We start from the raw sequence: 16569 nt of genomic DNA on the forward strand, positions 1-16569 counted from the left end.
CGTGGTGAAGTGGATCGTGCTCGCGGTGGTGCTGTTCGCGCTCGTCGTGTTGGCCCTGGCCGTCCGGCCGGTGCTGGCGCGGCTGCCCCGGCTGCGTCGCGCGGCCGTTGCCCTGCAGCGTCGGGCGACCGAGGCGGAGGCGCTGCGGGACAGCGCGGAGGCCCTTCAGGAGCGGGCCGAGGCGCTCCAGCGGCAGCTCGACATCACCCACCGGCGAGTCGAGCTGATCAAGGCCAAGCGCGGCGGTTGATCGATCGGTGTCGCGTCCCTGCGCGATCCGGTCCGGCACCGCGCAGGAACGATCCGTCGGGCAAGTGTTGACGGGACATCCCGCGTTGGTCAAGACTTCACCGGCCGGGACAAACCACCAGCCCCCGGCGGGTGGCAACGGCCGTCTGCGCACGTACGATGGCTGCGGTACACCCCTCACGACGACACAGAGCGACTGGAGCTTCCCATGGGTGCCCTCAAGCCGTGGCACATCGCCGTACTCGTGGTCGTGCTGATCCTGCTCTTCGGCGCGAAGCGGCTCCCCGACGCGGCCCGTTCGCTGGGTCGCTCGCTGCGGATCATCAAGGCCGAGACCAAGAGCCTGCACGACGACGACCGCGACCTCGCCGAGAAGGCCGACGCGCAGGCCGGCTACCAGCCGCTCCCGCCGCACGCTGGTCAGCAGGCCCCGCAGCAGGCGCCCTACCAGGCTCCGCCGCAGCAGCAGCCGGTCGTTGACCCGGTGCACCGCGTCCGCGACAACTGACCGAAGGCCCCAACACCGTGGCCTTCGCTCTCCGCAAGCGCGGTCCGAGCAACTTCGAGCGGGCCGCCGACGGCTCGATGACGCTGGTCGAGCACTTCCGCGAGCTGCGTAACCGGCTGTTCAAGGCGTCCCTGGCGATCCTGGTCGGGTTCGGCCTCGGCATCTGGCTCGCCGGGCCGGTGCTGAACGTGCTCAAGCGGCCGTACTGCAACTTGGAGCAGGCGCGTACGACGGACGGCGCGTGCAACTTCGTCCAGCTCGGCCCGGCCGACCTGTTCCTGCTGAACCTGAAGATCGGTCTGTGGGTCGGGCTGATCATCGCCGCGCCGGTCTGGCTCTACCAGCTCTGGGCGTTCATCGCGCCGGGCCTGCACCGGCACGAGCGGCGCTACGCGTACGTCTTCACCGGGCTGGCGGCGCCGCTGTTCGCCGCCGGGGCGGTGCTGGCGTACTTCGTGACCGCGAAGGGCCTGGAGTTCCTGCTGGAGATCTCCGGCAGCGACATCAACACGACGCTGGACATCACCAGGTACGTCTCGTTCGTGACGAACCTGATCCTGCTGTTCGGGGTGGCGTTCGAGTTCCCGCTGCTGGTGTTGATGCTGAACTTCGTCGGCATCGCCAGTGCGAAGCGGCTGCTGAGCTGGTGGCGGATCGCGGTGTTCGTCTTCTTCGCCTTCTCCGCGGTGGTCACCCCGACCCCCGACCCGTTCGGGATGACCGCGCTGGCGATCTGCCTCTGCGCGCTCTACTTCGCCGCCGTCGGCGTCGCGTACCTCAACGACAAGCGCAAGGGTCGCGGCCGGGAGGTCTACGCGGGCATCGACGACGACGAGGTGTCGCCGCTGGAGTTCGACCCGGATCCGGTCGAGGCCGGGCAGCGGGTCGACGCCAGCGCGCCGATAGCGGCCCCGGAGCCGGTTGCCGCGCCGGCGCCGATCGACCGCCGCTACGACGACATGACCTGACGCGGCCGACCGCACCACCCGCGTACGGCACGAGCCCCCTCGCCCGGGGGCTCGTGTCGTTTCCGGGCGGTGCCGTGTGCCGGCGCGCCTAGCGCATGCCACCTCCTCGTCGGCGATCCAGTCGACAATCCGTCACCAGGCATCCACAAGCTGCGATCGGGTAATCGGGTCTTTACGATGTGTCGACGTTCCCGATCAGGGAGGTCGCTGCCCGGCCCGCGCACCGGGCAGGTCGACGCCGGGGGACTGGCCGTCGTTGCCGCCGATCGCTTGGTGACCCTCGGCGGGCCACGCCAGCGCGTCGCTCGGCCAGGCCGCGAAGTCGCGCATGTACTGCACGTGCGCCCGAGATCTCCTCCGGCGCCCACTGAGGGACCCTGCTGCGGCGTGGTGGGCTGCGCGCAGCCCGCAGTCCATCACGTGCGATTGGTCCGCTACGCGCTCATCCGATGGCCTTGGCGTCGCTTTCCAGAACCTCGGCCAGCCGCTGCTTGACCTTGTGGTGGTGGGTGATCTGCTGCCGGGGGCCGTCTGGTCGGACCCGTATCCCGCAATCGGTGAGTACGTAGAGTGCCCGCAGTGTGCGCAGTGTGTTGGAAACGTACGTGGGTGTGGTGGAGGTGGACGCGGCACGGAAGTCGGCGGTGATCGGGTCGAGCCAGCTCGTTGACGCTGCGGCGGTGAGCTCTGGACGGGTCAGAGTCAGGGCGACGGCGCGGGCGAGGCGGTCGTCCTCACGCTCAGCCCAGAGGTGGTCGGTGCGGGCGAGCAGCCGGGCGCCCGCCAGGTCGAGCATGGCGGCGGGATCGACGTCACGGTGGCGGCCGAAGGTGCCGAGCAGGTCGGCACCGTGCGCCACCGCGTGCAGCCAGCCCAGGCGCGGGTGGTATCCCCGCAGGTCCGTCTCTGCTGGATACCAGCGACTGAAGGCGTCGAGCCAGCGCGGACGGAAGTCTCCGCGACTGACGATCATGTCCAGGACCAGGGGCGCGAAGGTGCGGGCCTCGGTGTGCGGGTCGGTGAACCGGTCGGCCATCTCATCGCCGAGTTGCTCACGGCGATCACCGGCGATGATGTCGCGTTCGATCCAGGTGCGCAGTACGACGTACGGATGACCGTCACGAATGCCCGGGTCCGGATCGCGTAGGCATTGCGCCAGTTCTGCGGTCAGTTCGTTCAGCTCGCGCCCTGGTGGAAGGCGGCAGTCGTCGTCGAGGATCTTGATCCAGTCGGTCACGGACGGCAAGTTACCGTGCGCTAATCGAGTCTCGCCAGCTGATAACGGCGCCGGCTGATCGGGGCAGTCGGGATTGCCGTGATCGCAGGTGCCGCGGACGGCATGCCCGTACCAATTCTGACAGGTCCGGGGTGGACGGCGATCTCGCCGTCCATCCCGACCCGTGGGGGAGGTCGTTCAGAGCCCGTGCCGGTGCAGCCAGTCGAGGCTGGTTTGCGCGACCTCCCGCCAGCCGTGATCGATGGTCAGCGAGTGACCGCGGTCGGGGAACCGAATGACCTCGGTTACCGCCGTGGACTTCCGGTACAACCGGGCCGTCCCCTCGACGATGGCAGGCGGTACGGTGCGGTCCCGGCCGCTGGAGGTCAGCAGCAGCGGCCCCCGGTCCGGGTTGGACGTGTCCACCCTGGTACCGGTGCCGACGAGGTTGGCCAGGGCGGCCTCGAAGAGCGGGCGACCCGGGGTGGGGATCATCCACTTCTCGTAGAGCTCGGCCGATTCGCGCTCGGGGAGCGTGTTGCCGAAGCCGTACCGGAACTGGGCGGGCGTCAGCGCCACCGCCCGCCGCCGGTTGGCCGGGTTGCGTACCGCCACCGAGGCCACCCGGAGCGCGGAGAACGGCAGCGCGAGGACGCCCTTGGCCGGGGCGGGATCGATGGCGACGGCAGCGCGGGCCAGGCCACACCCCAGCAGCTGCTGGGCGATCAGGCCGCCGAACGAGTGGCCAATCACCACGGGCTTGGCAGGCAGACTCCGGATGATCTCCGCGAAGCGATCGGTGACGTCGGCGACGCCGTGGTCGCCGTAGCGGTCCGGTGCGGCCCGGGCCTCGGCCACCGTATCCGGAATGCCTGGCCACTCGGGCGCGACGGGCGCGTAGCCCGCCTCGCGGAACAGCTCGACCCAGGGCTGCCAGCTGGTCGAGTGCAACCACAGGCCGTGGACGAAGACAACGGGGATCGGGGTGTTGCTCATGCCTGCTCACTCCTTGTGATGGAACAGGTAGAAGGAACGTTCTATCTGCTAAGCTGGGAACGTACACCGGCCTCGATCGACCGGCAAGGAGGGGACGTCGATGGGTGACGCAGCCGACTCCCGGCCCGCGACGCGGGGGCCCAGCGGGCTGTCGGCGGCGCGCGAACGGATCCTGACCGCCGCCGACCGGCTCTTCTATCGAGAGGGCATCCGGGCGGTGGGCGTGGAGAGGGTGATCGCCGAGGCGCAGGTCACCCGCGTCACCTTCTACCGGCACTTCCCCGCCAAGGACGACCTGATCGCCACCTACCTCGCCGTCCGATCACAACGGGAGCGGGAGGCGCTGGCCGAAGTACGCGCCGCGCTGCCAGGCGACCACCGGGGGGTACTGCGCGCCATCGTCGACGCCCTCATCGCGGAGAGCCGCTCACCGGGCTTCCGCGGCTGCCCGTACGTGAACGCCGCCGCCGAGTACGCCGACCCCGACCACCCGGTCCGGCACGCCGTCGCCGAGCACCGTGCCTGGTTCACCGGCCAAATGGCCGAGCTGGTGACCGAGCTGGGACATCCGGACCCGGACCTGGCTGCCGAGCAGATAATGATGCTCCGCGACGGGGCCATGACCGCCGCGTACCTCGACGACCGCGAACGCGTCGCCGCCGCGCTGGTCGCCGCCGGCCGGGCGGTCGTCGGCTACCGGGACGAGTGAGAGCGGGCCCCCAACCCGCCGCCAGCTTCGTCTCGAACTCCCACCGCAGCACCTTGCCGTTGATCGCTGCGCGTGGCGGATAGTCAGCAGTCGCGCTCGGGCGCGACGTGGCGCAACGCAAAAAACGAGCCGTACTGGTTCGTCTCCGCCAACGTCCACGACGTGTACGCCTTCGCACGAGGCAGCCGGGTGCCCAACCAGGACTGGTGCGACGCCGTCGCAGCCGCGCCAGGGCCAGATCCCCGCACTCGGCGAGCGAGGGCTGCGCTCAGGTTTCCGGGGGTGGCCGGTGCAGGCCGGCGGCGGCGACGGCCGCGCCGGCCAGGCCGGCGGCGGTGCAGGCGAGCACGCCTGCCGCCCCGGCGCCGGCGGCGAGCGCACCGGCGGCGCTCGGGATGAGCACCTGGCCGAGCCGGTTGCCGGGTGAGTCGCAGGGACATCGCCCGGCCGCGCAGCCCGGGCGGCGCGGACTCGGCCAGGAACGACATGGTCAGCGGTTGCCCGGCGCCCAGGTCGAGCCCGGAGACCGTGACCACCACGGCCCGCCCGTGGGCCCCGTCGCGTCCGACGGGGACCGGAGTCCGTCCACGCGGCCGGCCCGGGTAGTCCCGTCCAGGGGACTCCGCCGCCGCGTATCCGAGATCGGAGCCAGGTGTTGATCCGTGTTGTCGTCGCCGAGGAGATGGGGCTGCTGCGCACCGCGCTGTGCGCCGCACTGTCGAGTGAGTCCGACATCGACGTCGCCGCCGAGGTGAACGGCGTGGCGGAGTTGTCGGCCGTGGTGCGTCGGCTCCGGCCCGACGTGGTGCTGGTCGACCTGGCGTCGGACGTGCCGCAGCCGGCCGAGGTGGTCGCCGAGATCGTCGGGGCGGCGCCCGACACCGCCGTGCTGGGCATGGGCCGCCGGTGGAGCCAGGCCGTGGTCGGGGACCTGCTGGCGGCCGGGGTGCGCGGACTGGTCGGCAAGGACGCGTCGCTGGAGGCGTTGGTGGAGGCCGTCCGGGAGCTCGCCGCCGGGGGCAAGGTCATCGACGCTGCGGCCGCCGTGACGGCGCTGCGACCCGCGTCCAGCCCGTTGACCCGCCGGGAGGTCGAGGTGCTCCGGGTGGCGGCCGAGGGCCTGCCGCTCAAGGAGATCGCCCGCCGGCTGTTCCTCGCCCACGGGACGGTGCGCAACCACCTCTCGGCGATCATGCGCAAGACGGGTGCCCGCAACCGGATGGAGGCGGTGGGGCGCGCCCGCCGCGACGGCTGGATGTAGCTGTTCGGGGGCGGGCGACCCGGCGGCTCGGGGCCGGCTGCGTCGGGCGGTCACTCCGCTCGGCCCCCCGCCGGCCGCCGGGGCGTCACGGGCGCCTCGCGTCACCGAGCGGTACCGCTGCGTACGTGTTTGAATGCGGACGGTCCGTGATCGTTCTGACGATGCTTGGGGAAGGTCAACGATGATCCGTACCCTGCTGGCCCTCGACGGCGCCCTGGTCCGGGGCGCCCTGTCGCTCGTCCTCGCCGCCGAGGAGGACATCACTGTGGTGGCGGAGCTGGACCGGGAGGACGCCCTCCCGCCGGCGGTCCGGGCGCAGCGCCCCGACGTGGCGGTCGTCGACCTCGACCTCGTCGGCGCGGCCACGGCGGCCGGGCAGTGCCCCCTGCTGGTGCTCGCCGACCGCCGTCGCGCGCGCAGCCTGCACCGGGTCCTCGCGCCGGGACGGGCCGTCGGCATCCTCGGCAACGACGTCGCCCCCCGGCGGGTGGTGGACGGGATCCGGCGGCTGGCCCGGCGGGAGCCGGTGATCGACGCCGAGCTGGTGGTGGCGGCGCTGACCCGGGACAGCCCGCTGACCGTGCGGGAGACCGAGATCCTCGACCTGACGGCTGGCGGGGCGCCGGTCGTGGAGGTCGCCCGGACGCTCGGGCTCTCCCCGGGGACCGTGCGCAACCACCTCGGGCGGATCACCCGCAAGGCGGGCGCGCGCACCAGGGTGGAGGCGGTGCGGGTTGCCCGCGAGGCCGGCTGGATCTGACAGCGCCCCTGTGGATTCCCTACCGTCGGCTGGCTTCTCCGCGCGCATCCTTGCGCCGCCACGGAGCCGCCAGGATCAGGACGGTCAGTACGAGGGCAGCGCCGAGGCCGAGGCCGGTGGGCATGGACAGTGATGACGACTCTCCGGCCCCGTCGTGTTGCTCGCCTTTGACGGGGACCACGGGACGGTCGTGCTTCTTCTCCTCGGGCGCGACCAGGTGGCCGACGGATGCGCCGCGGGGAAGAGCGAAGCCCCAGTTGAGCAGCGCTGCCGCCTCTCCCAGGCTTCCCAGCGGCGCGGTCTCCGCCCCGAGCAGGGTCACCGCGAGCCGGCGGCCGTTGCGTTCGGCCACGCCGACGTACGTCTGCCGAGCCAGGTCCGTGAAGCCCGTCTTTCCTCCGAGCGTTCCGGGGTAGTGGCCCAGCAGCGTTTGGTCGTGGGTGATCTCGATTGCCGAGCTTCCCGGTCCTGCGGGAATCTGCGCCACCTCGGTGGCGATGTAGCGCCGAAAGTCCTCGCGGGCGAAGACGGCGCGCGCGATCAGCGCCAGGTCGTAGGCGCTGGTGTACTGACCGGGGCCGTCCAGGCCGGAGGGCGTGACGGCGTGGGTCTGCTTCGCGCGCAACCGTTGGGCCTCGTCGTTCATCGCGTCGACCCCGCCCTGCCGGCCGGCGGCGCCGCCGCCGACGCGAGCCAGCACGTTGGCCGCGTCGTTCCCCGACCTGAGCAGCAGGCCCAGCCACAGGCTCTCGATCGAGTAGCGGCCGCCCTCGACGACCCCCATCAGCGAACTCGCCGGGTCGAGATCGTGCAGGTCCGACCGGGTCACCTCAACGGTTTGGGCCGGATTGAGGCGGGACATCAGGGACGCCGCGAGCAGCAGCTTCTGCACGCTGGCTGGCGTTCGGTGCTCGTGGGGGCCGCATCCACCCAGGACCTCGCCGCTGTTGAGGTCCGCCACGAGCCAGGCGGTGGCGGTCACGGCCGGCGCCATCGGCGCATCCGCAGGAATGGCCAGTCCCGACGTCGCCAGCGCCTGCCCCCCGACCGTCCGCTCAGCGGGGTCCACCGGTGGCGGCGACGGAGCGGCGGGCGGAGGCGCCGGCGGCTTCACGGCCGGGCATGGCACGTACGGCGCGGCCGCCGCCGGCGTCGGTGTCACGACGAGCGCGGCAGTCGGTGCGACCAGGAGAGCGCTGAGCGCCAAGGCGGTAACCCGAAAGTCGGTCACGTTAACGTACGGTAATCGTCAGCGAGGCGGTCGCGGCGCGATTGGGGAAAGCGCGTCGCGGTGAGCGAGGAATCGGGGCAATGACGCGGCGGCCCGCTCGCCGATTACCTGTAAGACAACGCTGTAGCGACGAGGTTTTGGCGTCCCTGCAGGTTTCTGCGCCCTTACCGTACGTATGACCTCGCCAGGTTGTTTCTTCTGCGGGACGGTGTTGCTTGTCCACGAATGTCCCGTCCTTGCTGATGACGGCGGAGCAGGTGAAGGCGGCGGGATGCGTCCGTGACTACGAGGCCCTGCCCGACGACTGCGGTCAACGCGGTCCTGTTCAGTCTCGCAGCCGTCATCGCATGGGGCCGGTTCGGCCCGTACGCCTTCTGAGCCACGGCCAGGGCCGCGATCCGCGCCGGGCGGCCGGGGCCGGGTCTACCCCGGATCCCGACCGTCCGGCCTGGATCAGGTCCAGGGCCTTGCGGTTGAGCGCTGGCGGGTGGCCCCGCCGTCCCGGGCGCGCCTCGACGTCGATTGACACAAGATCCCAAGAGACCGCCTGCGCGCAACCCGGGGCAGACCAGCCGATGACCTGCGATCTCTCCATGGTGTCCTTCGCTTGAGTCGTACGACGGGGACACGTGGGCCGGTGGTCGAGTGGTGGTTGGTGTTCATCTTGTGCGACGACGAGTCGGGCGATCCCTGCCAGACGATGTCGGGCTATGGCAGCGTCAACGGTTCGACCTGGCGGGCAGGAGGTGTGGTGCGATCAGCAACGCACCGTAGGCGAACACGAGGAAGAACGCGACAGGGCCCTGCTGGGACGAAGACAACGTCGGGTATCGGCCAGCGGCGATCCCATAGGTGACCGCGTCGAGCAGGAGCCCGGTCGCGGTGATGCTCGTACCGAACAGCAACCGCAGAGTCTGGGTGTCCGGACGCGTTCGGCGATAGAGCCAGTAGGCGGCCATCGCGAGTCCGAGTGCGAACACCGCGAGAGCGGCCACGAGGGCTACTCCTGGCCATGAGCCGGCATCGGGAACCACCACGGGTCCGAGGGTGAGGATCGCCGCGGTGGCGAAGACCCAGATGGCGACCCCGTAACCGGCCGCCACCGCGGTGTCGCGTGGCGTGAGAGGTGAATCGTTTGGTGCCTGCATGCCGCCAGGTTACTGGAACGATCGTGGTAATAATAGTTCATGGCTCGTCCCGCGAATCCGCAACGCACTGCCGACCTGCTCGATGCCGCCGCCCGGGTGGTGGAACGAGATGGGCTGTCGGGCATCACATTGCGCCCGTTGGCGGCTGAACTCGGCGTGGCGCCCCGAACGCTGCTGTATCACTTCGGCAGCAAGGAGCAACTCCTCGCCCGGGTCCTACGTCACCTGCGCTCCCGTCACACCGAGCTCTCCGGGATCCTCGCCGGGGCGACTGCGCAGACGGGCGACGTCGCCGCCGATCTCGTCGAGGCGATCGAGCGACTGTCGACTGAGGCGAAGCAACCCGTACTGCGTCCCTTCTTCGCCCTCTACTTCGAGTTGGCGGCTCTCACCATCCGTGATCCCGACCGGTACCACAGCGTCTTCGTCGACATCGAGCAGGACTGGCTCGGCCTGATCGTTCCCCGTCTCACCGCGGCGGGAGTACCTGCTGATCGCGCCACGTTGATCGCCGACGTCGTGCTGAGCGGCTACCGCGGCGCCCTGCACATGGCGCTCACCACGGGCCGGTGGCATGAGGCTGACCAGATCATCGAGATCCTGAAACTGACCGCGCGTCAGCTCGTCGCGCCCGGGGGCGGCGCATCGCTGGACGGCAGGTGAAGCGAGGGCAAGCCCCCAGGTGGTGGAGCTCCCGCGTCCTCTACTTGTGCACCTCTGGCGAGAACACGCGAATCCAAGGCGCACGGTGGTCCCGAGTGGAGGGGCGCGTCAGGGCGTCGGGCGCAGGGCGCCGGCGAACGCGGCATGGGTCGGCGTGGCGGGCTGGCGGTCCAGGATGGCGAACACCACCTCGTCGAACCACGGGCTGTGGTGCAGTGCGGTGGCGACGGTGACCGGATCGTTGCCGAACGCGCCGGGTGCGGCGTCGACCGGCGAGGGCGCCGCCACGGCTTCCCCGGGTAGGTGCAGCCGGGTGCCGGCCACCGCCCGCGCGACCTGCGACCCGATGTCCACTTCGCCGTCGGCGGTGCGATAGGTGCCGCGCTCGGCGATGGCCACCGTGTCGCGGGCGATCGCCCGCAGTCGACTGCTCACGACCGGAATCATCGCGGGTGGGTCCAGGGGGCCGCGACCGGTATTGCCACGCCTACGAGAAACGGCACCCGCTGTCGTGAGCGTGCTGCAGCCAGAGAAGCCGGTCGATCAACGGCGGCCGCCCCAGCAGCGATGCCTCGCCCACCCGGCCGCGAGCGCTTCGGCGTGACCTAAGTCACCTTCACAACTCCCCATCGGACCATGTCGGGCCGTCCCCGTGGCGGCCGAACGGACCGGACCTGCGACTCCGGCAGGTCCCGTCTTTCTCGACCCGCCGGCCCGGGCCCTGCGTGTCCACCGCCGCCCCGCCGCCGGGTCCCTGTCGTGTCGGTCACTACTGTTAGCGTGCCCTGCGTTGTCGGTCGTGGCCGATTCCTCATGAAATCTGGCTAATTGCCATTGCGGAGGGTATTCCTGATGGGCTGGCTACCGGTGGGAGACTCGTACGAGATCTCTCTCGTGGACGGAAAGGTGGCGGCCCGGTCCAGCGGCCCGCGGGCCACCGGCCGTCCACTGAAGACGCTGCCGAAGGTGCTGCGGGACGACCCCGAGGTGGACCGGTTGCGCCAGCTCGCCCAGTGGCTGGACCGGCACGCCGCCGAATGCCTCGCCCGGGTCGACGCCTGGGTGGTGTCCTCGCTGCCGGTGCCGACCGGGCTGCTGGCCCGGGTCTGGCCGGACCCGGCCTGGCGGGACGCGCTGCGCGACCTCGTGGTGCTCGGGGACGACCCGGCCGAGCCGGGCTTCCTGCGGGACGTCACCGACACCGGTGACCTGCGCGTGGTCAACCTCGACGGGGAGACCGTCCGGCTCTCGCCGGTCAGCGCCACGCTGCCCCACCCGGTGCGCCTGCCCGACCTGGCCGACCTGCGCGAGTTCGCCGACGAACTGGACATCACCCAGCGGATCGAGCAACTACACCGGGGCACCTGGAACAAGCCCGACAACGTGAAGGACCGTGACACCACGGTCACCGACTTCCACGGCACCACGGTCCCCAACCGGCTGGCCGCCCGGGCCGCAGCGCTCGGCTTCCGGGTCTCCGGCTCGCAGGTCACGTGCCGGGTCTGGGAGGCCGGCCGCACGGTCGAGGCCGCCATGCGGTTCGACGAGGACTACTGGGACTCCGACGCGACCCTGGGCACCCTCTCCTGGTCGGTCGTGGACGGGCCGACGCTGCGGTTGGCCGAGGTCGGGCCGGTGGCCTGGTCGGAAGGAATGCGGATGGCGACGGCCCTGTCCGGCGCCGTGACCGGAACGGGGAAGAAGGCGTGACCGCAATGACGAGCATGTCGGGCGAGGACTCGGCCGAGAGCCTGCTGACCGCCGGCGCGGTGCTGCCGATCGACACCGCCGGGGCCGACGACCGGGCGGTGCCCCTCACCGCCCGCACCTACCGGCACCCGGCCCTCGACGACCGGTCGGTGGTCCGCCTGGTCGACGCCGCCCTTGGCGAGGGCGAGGACATCGCCGTCGGGTTCCTCGGCCTGACACCGGGTGCCGAACCGGCCGTCGTCGGGCTGGGCCCGCGCCGCCCGTTGGCCTTCCCGGAGTGGGTGCTGGTACACCACCCGGCGGACGGCCGGCACGCGCTGGCGGTGGTGCCGGAGTTGCAGAAGCTGGCCAAGCAGGCACGGTCGCGACCGAAGGCCGCCCTGGACGGACACCAGAGCGTCGCCGACCGGTTCGCCCGTACGCTGCCGCACTTCCTGCCGACGTTCTTCGAGCAGGCGGCGCGGGTGTTCCTGGCCGCCGGGCAGGACGCCTACGCGACGCAGCTGTTCAACAAGGCGCGCAAGGCGGAGGCGCAGCACGGCCTGCCGGTCGACCTGGACCGGCTGGACGAGGTCTACCTCGAGTTCACGGCGGCCAGGGTGGTGTCCGCGACCGCGTTGGCCGGCTACGCGAAGGAACTGTCCGCCCAGTTGCCAGCCGACGAGGCGCTGGACCGGTTCTGCCGGCTGGCGCTGCGGGCCGCGGCCGCCGGCGTGGTGCCGTCCACCCAGTCGGCCACCGCGGTGAACCGGTTGGTCCGCACCGCCACCAAGGCCGCTGGTAAGGCCGGCGCTGCCGCCGTCGCCGACCGTGAGGCTGCCTACCTGACCGAGCTGGTCCGGCTGCCGGTGGCCGCCGAGGCGCCGGCCGGCTGGTGGAAGGCGCACCTGCCGGCGGTGACGGCGCTGGCCGGCCGCGACCCGGCGATCCGCGGCAGCCTGCTCGACCAGATGCCCGCCGACCGGGACAACCTGGTCACCTGGCTGACCCTGCTGACCGACACCGGTGCGCTCGCCGGACTCTGCGACCCGGACGTGCCGGACACGGCTCGCCCGCAGGACGGCTCCGTCGGCTGGCTGCGCCGCTTCGTGAGCCGGGCCGACTCCGGCTACCGCCGCCGCCGGATGCCGGAGCTGTACCCGCTCGTCGAGCGGATGGCCGAACGGCTGCGCGCCGAACTGGCCGACAGCGGCGAGACCCTCGCCGCCGACGGCGACCTGGACCTGCTCGACCTGCTGCTCACCCTCGACCTGCCGGTGGCCCCGCCGCAGGAAGGTGACAGCCTGGACCTGGCCCACTGGGTCAAGGCCGGGGGAGAGCGGGATCTGCTCGCCGTGGCCGGCGACGACCGGTTCGCCGAGGCCCTGCGCCGGGGGCTCGACGAACTCGACGACCAGCAGGACGCCCTGCGCCGGCTGGCCTCGACGCCGGGCATCCGGCCGTCGCTGACCGACTGGCTGCGGGCCCGGATCCGCGACCGGCTCGCCACCGGACTGCCGTACCTGCCGGAGTCGGTGGACTGGCTGGGCAGGGTCCCGGTCGAGGCGCTGCGCCTGGTGTCCACCGACCTCGACCGGCCCGGTGACCCCGGTCAGGGCGGCGGCCCCGGGCGCGCCCTCGACGTCGACCTCACCGCGCACGTCGACCTCACCGAGCACGTCGTCCGCAGCCTGCGCGGCGGGATCCTCGAAGAGCTGGGCTGGCCGGACTGGGAGCTGGCCTGGCAGGAGGTGACCGGCGGCGACCACCGGGTCGAGCTGATCCGGCAGGAAGCCTGGCCGTACGTGATCCTGGCCGGGCCGACCACGGTACGCGTCCTCGGCGCCGAGGGCATCGTGCTCCGCCACGACCTGCGCATCCCGGCCGGCGACATCTGGGGCCGGCCCGGCTACCACTACGTCGACGGTCACCTGCTGGTCTACTGGAACTCCCGGGCGCTCGGGTTCGACCTGCGCGGCTACTGGCACTCGTCGCCCGGCGAGCCGCAGCCCATCAGCGGCCGCCGCCACGGCAGCCGGCCGCGCGCGAACGAGATCACTCTGCCGCTGCCCCGCGGCGGGCGGACCACCGGCGGCGGCGTGCTGCACGCCGGGGACACCGCCGTCCCGTCCGAACTGCAGGTCATCACCGACGGCACCTCCCACTGGGTCTACCGCTACAGCGAGGACGACGACAACGACCGCTGGCACGAGTACGACCCGGCCAGCGACACCCACGGCCGGCCTGGCCTGCCCCGGTTCCTGGCCGACCTCCCCGACGGCGCAGGCCACCTCCAGGAGTCGGCGAGCTGGCTGCGGCCGGCCCTGTCCGACCGGGCCACCCCGGCCGCCGTCGCGGTGGACGGTCTGCTCGGCTGGCGGGTGGTCACCCTGCCGGACGGCTCGGTACGCGGCGAGGACCTGGCCGGCCGTACCGTCACCGTCGCCCCGGGACAGAAGCCGGTCGCGGCGCTGACACTGCCCGGCGACGACCGGCCGCGCGCCGTCCTCGACGGCCTCGTTCTGGTCGACCCCGACGGGGTGGTGTCCGCCGCCGTCGGACCGCCGTCCAGCCGGGACTACACCCCCCAGACGGTCCCGCTGCCGGGACAGGAGTTCCTCGGCCACATGGTGCCCCGGGACCCGGCCGGCTCGGCCGTCCTGCGCCGGATCGACCGGGAAACCGCCGCCGCGCTGTTCAAGGCGGCCCTCGAGGAACGCCGCGTCGCCCTGGCCGAAGCGGCCGCGCGGGCCGCGGCCCGATCCGGGTTGACCGCCGCCACGCAGGCCATCACCGGCCTTCCCGTCGCCGTCCCGGCGTCCATGGTCGGCGCACCGGCCGGCACCTCCGGCTCCGGGCCGTCCACCACCGTCGACGAGGACGACAGGGACACACTGCTCGAGCTGGTCCGCTCCACGTTGCCGGCCGTCAGCCACGACGCGGTGCTGGCCGGGGTGACCGGGGTGCTGCGGCTGGCCGCCCGGGTGCGCACCGACCTGGACGCGGTGACCGAGCGGCTCACCAGGTCGTTGTCCGCGCCGAAGACGGTGGCGCCGGTGGCCACCGCGACCGGACCCACCGACAAGCAGCTCAACATGGCGCTGGACGGTCTGCGCGGCTCGGTCCACGGCGCGAGCAGCGTGACCCACGCCTTCACCCAGTTCCAGGCGTTCGCTGCCCAGCGGTCCGCCACCACCGCGACCGAGCCCGCCGTGCCGCTGCACCTTGACGGGCCGTCGCTGCCGGCCGCGCTGGACTGGTGGTCCCTGCTCGGCGATGTCGCGTCCGTCGCCTACCGGGCCGTCGCGACGGTCACCCCGGACGAACATCGGGAGACGCTGCGCGCCCTGCTCACCGAGCTGGACCGGCTCGACCTGGGCGCGGCGGCCGAGCCGGCCCGGTGGCGCCGGTTCAGGCTCCACCTGCTGGACGACGACCTGAACAACCCCGACGGCACGCGCCGGTACCCCAGGCCGGGCATCCTGCCGCTGCCCGACGGGGCGTTCATCGCTGTCCTCAATTCCAGCGGCACGGCCACCGGCTACTTCTTCGACGCGCTGTACCACGACCCGGCCGGCGTGTTCGCCGTGCCCGAGCCGTACACGGTGCAGTCCTCGACGCCGGTCGGTGACGAACGGCCGGCCGGCTGGCTGGCCGCTTTCCTCGCCGAGTGGGCCGCGCGCGGCCCCCTGCCCTGGCGGCCGGAAGCGGCCGACCAGTTCGCCGAGCTGACCGGCGTCACCCCCACCGCCGCCAAGCTGGTCCTGGCCGGCCTGCCGTACGCGGACTCGACGAGCACCGTGCCGACCGAGCTGCGCAAGGCACTCGGGGTCAAGCAGGTCGGCGAGGTCAAGCTGGCCTTCGGGGTGCTCAACGAGGCCAGGCCGCAGCTCCGGCGGGCCGTGGTCGCGGCGCTGCTGCCGGACGACGCGGCCCGGCTGTGGACCGACGGTCCGGACGTGGCCGCCGCCGCGGCGGTCTGGAACGCCGCCCTCGGGCGCCGGGTGGTGGTGCCCGAACAACTGCTCGCCGAGGCGGTGCGCGCGATCCGAACCGGCTGGGGACCCGCGAAGGCGTTGCCGGCACTGCTCGACCCGGCCCGTTCGGCCGAGCTGAGCACCGACCTGGCCTTCGAGATCCGGGGCGACCGGGCCCGGCAGGTCGACGGGCGGACCACGGGCTTCACCGGTGACGTGCTGCGCTCCACGGTCGCCCTGGCAGCCTGGGTCGCCCACCACACGCCGGCCGGCGACCCGTGCCGCGCCGCGCTGCCGGCCGCGCTGGCCGTGATCCGCGACCGGCTGGCCAACCCCGACCTGCTGCTCGACCTCAACCAGTACGTCTCCCTGCCCGCGTTCCAGCAGGTGGCGGGCACCCCGTCGGAGACCGGCCCCGGCTGGGAACGGTACGGCGCCATCGTCCTGGCCACCCACGACAGCCAACCGTCGCCCGCGCTGCGGCCGGACCTGCTCGACGCCGACGGGACGGACCCGTACCTGCCCGCGCTGCGGGGAAACGCGGCCAAGCCGTACCCGATGGAGGTGGCGCTGCGCCTGGTCCGCGACCCGCGGTTCGCGGCGCTGCTCGGCGATCCGGGGGAACCGGACGGTGGCGCGCGGGCGGCGGACGGGACCTGGTGGCCGCAGGATCCGACCCGGTCGGTGCCCGACCTGGTCGCCGAGGTGGCCGGGGAACACGGCCTGGGCGCCGACGCGGCGGCGGTGTACCTGATGCTGCTGGCCATGCCGGACCCCACCGACCGCAACACGACGAAGTGGACCGGCTGGAAGCCGGCCCGGCTGAAGGCGGCCCGCGCCGAACTGGCCGGCACCGACCTGGTCGTCGAGGCCAGCCGGCCCCGGGCCGGCCGGTCGCTGTTCCTGCCCGGCCCGTGGCTGGAGCGCGGCAGCGGGCAGGCGCCGATCGAAGGCTGGAAGGTCGCCCTGTTCGACCTCGCACCCGACGGTACGGCCGCGCTCGGCGTGACCGTGCCGTTCGAACCGGTCGCCGACCTCTACCGGCGGGCCTGGCAACGCCTCCGCGGCGGCGACCGGCCCCGGTTCGACAACCTGCCCACCCGCGGCACCCGCCGCTGACCCCGACCCCGGAGGGCGGTGGTGCCGCGACGACCGCCTCGGCCGTCGCGGCGCCACCCCGCCACCGACCCCTGT

General features: G+C 72.5%; 16 protein-coding genes. 9 read left to right on the forward strand and 7 right to left on the reverse strand.

What is annotated here, in order from left to right; all coding sequences use genetic code 11:
• The first annotated feature begins 1 nt into the window (after nucleotide 1).
• The 3 genes from ACFY23_RS12850 to tatC all read left to right on the forward strand — a co-directional run bounded on the left by ACFY23_RS12850 (nucleotide 2) and on the right by tatC (nucleotide 1725).
• On the forward strand, nucleotides 2–250 hold the full coding sequence (locus ACFY23_RS12850) for a hypothetical protein (protein ID WP_350684728.1): 249 nt from the start codon (nucleotides 2–4) through the stop codon (nucleotides 248–250).
• Between the two features lie 207 nt (nucleotides 251–457).
• On the forward strand, nucleotides 458–757 hold the full coding sequence (gene tatA / locus ACFY23_RS12855) for a Sec-independent protein translocase subunit TatA (RefSeq protein ID WP_350684729.1): 300 nt from the start codon (nucleotides 458–460) through the stop codon (nucleotides 755–757).
• Between the two features lie 17 nt (nucleotides 758–774).
• Nucleotides 775–1725 (forward strand): twin-arginine translocase subunit TatC, encoded by a 951-nt coding sequence (gene tatC / locus ACFY23_RS12860; protein ID WP_350684730.1) that lies wholly within the window; start codon nucleotides 775–777, stop codon nucleotides 1723–1725.
• A gap of 195 nt (nucleotides 1726–1920) precedes the next feature.
• On the opposite strand, the gene ACFY23_RS12865 is transcribed toward tatC, so the two are convergent.
• The 3 genes from ACFY23_RS12865 to ACFY23_RS12875 all read right to left on the reverse strand — a co-directional run bounded on the left by ACFY23_RS12865 (nucleotide 1921) and on the right by ACFY23_RS12875 (nucleotide 3937).
• On the reverse strand, nucleotides 1921–2064 hold the full coding sequence (locus tag ACFY23_RS12865) for a hypothetical protein (protein ID WP_350684731.1): 144 nt from the start codon (nucleotides 2062–2064) through the stop codon (nucleotides 1921–1923).
• A 103-nt stretch (nucleotides 2065–2167) separates the two neighbouring features.
• Nucleotides 2168–2962, reverse strand: a complete 795-nt coding sequence (locus ACFY23_RS12870) for a DUF2785 domain-containing protein (RefSeq protein ID WP_350684732.1) — start codon at nucleotides 2960–2962, stop codon at nucleotides 2168–2170.
• A 177-nt stretch (nucleotides 2963–3139) separates the two neighbouring features.
• Nucleotides 3140–3937, reverse strand: coding sequence for an alpha/beta fold hydrolase (locus ACFY23_RS12875; RefSeq protein ID WP_350684733.1), 798 nt, complete (start codon nucleotides 3935–3937; stop codon nucleotides 3140–3142).
• A 100-nt stretch (nucleotides 3938–4037) separates the two neighbouring features.
• On the opposite strand from ACFY23_RS12875, the gene ACFY23_RS12880 reads away from it, so the two are divergent.
• On the forward strand, nucleotides 4038–4646 hold the full coding sequence (locus ACFY23_RS12880; protein WP_350684734.1) for a helix-turn-helix domain-containing protein: 609 nt from the start codon (nucleotides 4038–4040) through the stop codon (nucleotides 4644–4646).
• A gap of 268 nt (nucleotides 4647–4914) precedes the next feature.
• On the opposite strand, the gene ACFY23_RS12885 is transcribed toward ACFY23_RS12880, so the two are convergent.
• Nucleotides 4915–5049: a hypothetical protein gene (locus tag ACFY23_RS12885; protein WP_350684735.1), complete on the reverse strand. Its 135-nt coding sequence runs from the start codon at nucleotides 5047–5049 to the stop codon at nucleotides 4915–4917.
• A 249-nt stretch (nucleotides 5050–5298) separates the two neighbouring features.
• On the opposite strand from ACFY23_RS12885, the gene ACFY23_RS12890 reads away from it, so the two are divergent.
• Nucleotides 5299–5907 (forward strand): response regulator transcription factor, encoded by a 609-nt coding sequence (locus ACFY23_RS12890; protein WP_350684736.1) that lies wholly within the window; start codon nucleotides 5299–5301, stop codon nucleotides 5905–5907.
• 181 nt (nucleotides 5908–6088) lie between these two features.
• Complete coding sequence (locus ACFY23_RS12895) at nucleotides 6089–6667, forward strand: response regulator transcription factor (RefSeq protein WP_350684737.1); 579 nt, start codon at nucleotides 6089–6091, stop codon at nucleotides 6665–6667.
• Between the two features lie 19 nt (nucleotides 6668–6686).
• Here ACFY23_RS12895 and ACFY23_RS12900 read toward each other — a convergent pair whose 3' ends face one another.
• Together ACFY23_RS12900 and ACFY23_RS12905 are read right to left on the reverse strand one after the other, a co-directional pair.
• A complete protein-coding gene (locus tag ACFY23_RS12900; protein ID WP_387037167.1) occupies nucleotides 6687–7898 on the reverse strand; it encodes a D-alanyl-D-alanine carboxypeptidase family protein in 1212 nt (403 codons plus the stop codon).
• 719 nt (nucleotides 7899–8617) lie between these two features.
• Nucleotides 8618–9046: a hypothetical protein gene (locus tag ACFY23_RS12905; RefSeq protein ID WP_350684738.1), complete on the reverse strand. Its 429-nt coding sequence runs from the start codon at nucleotides 9044–9046 to the stop codon at nucleotides 8618–8620.
• 39 nt (nucleotides 9047–9085) lie between these two features.
• Here ACFY23_RS12905 and ACFY23_RS12910 point away from each other — a divergent pair, with 39 nt between their 5' ends.
• Nucleotides 9086–9709 carry a TetR/AcrR family transcriptional regulator gene (locus ACFY23_RS12910; RefSeq protein WP_350684739.1) on the forward strand — a complete coding sequence of 208 codons (624 nt, stop codon included), beginning with the start codon at nucleotides 9086–9088 and terminating at the stop codon, nucleotides 9707–9709.
• 108 nt (nucleotides 9710–9817) lie between these two features.
• Here ACFY23_RS12910 and ACFY23_RS12915 read toward each other — a convergent pair whose 3' ends face one another.
• Nucleotides 9818–10144 (reverse strand): hypothetical protein, encoded by a 327-nt coding sequence (locus tag ACFY23_RS12915; protein ID WP_350684740.1) that lies wholly within the window; start codon nucleotides 10142–10144, stop codon nucleotides 9818–9820.
• 417 nt (nucleotides 10145–10561) lie between these two features.
• Between ACFY23_RS12915 and ACFY23_RS12920 the strand changes: the two genes are divergently transcribed.
• Both ACFY23_RS12920 and ACFY23_RS12925 read left to right on the forward strand, forming a co-directional pair.
• Nucleotides 10562–11419, forward strand: coding sequence for a DUF4132 domain-containing protein (locus ACFY23_RS12920; protein WP_350684741.1), 858 nt, complete (start codon nucleotides 10562–10564; stop codon nucleotides 11417–11419).
• Nucleotides 11416–16494, forward strand: a complete 5079-nt coding sequence (locus ACFY23_RS12925; RefSeq protein ID WP_350684742.1) for a hypothetical protein — start codon at nucleotides 11416–11418, stop codon at nucleotides 16492–16494. Before ACFY23_RS12920 ends, ACFY23_RS12925 begins: the two co-directional genes overlap by 4 nt.
• The last annotated feature ends 75 nt before the right edge of the window (nucleotides 16495–16569 follow it).

The organism is Micromonospora sp. NPDC000121, assembly GCF_042899165.1.
Classification (GTDB): Bacteria; Actinomycetota; Actinomycetes; order Mycobacteriales; family Micromonosporaceae; genus Micromonospora.